The 202-nt window shown below is 72.8% G+C and carries 1 protein-coding gene; it reads right to left on the bottom strand.

Annotated elements, in window-relative coordinates; genetic code table 11:
- A partial coding sequence (locus tag F0L68_RS42010; RefSeq protein ID WP_149855502.1) for an AMP-binding protein occupies positions 1–202 on the bottom strand: 202 nt, incomplete at both ends.

Raw genomic sequence — 202 nt, 5'->3', positions numbered from 1 at the left:
GCACGCCGACCGGCGCGAGGTGACCGGTGCGGTCCACCACATACCCGGCGACGCCGTGCATCGGCAGCCCGATCGGCACGTGGCTCGGCCACTGCTGGTCGGCGCCGGTCAGCCGGTGCGTGGTGACCGCGTGCGTCTCGGTCGGCCCGTAGAGGTTGACCAGGTCGCAGTGCGGGTGCTCGACGAAGAACGCGCGCACCTC

The organism is Solihabitans fulvus (assembly GCF_008386585.1).
GTDB lineage: Bacteria > Actinomycetota > Actinomycetes > Mycobacteriales > Pseudonocardiaceae > Solihabitans > Solihabitans fulvus.
Note: the sequence above shows the minus strand (reverse complement) of the source record. Positions and strands in the feature narration are given on the sequence as shown.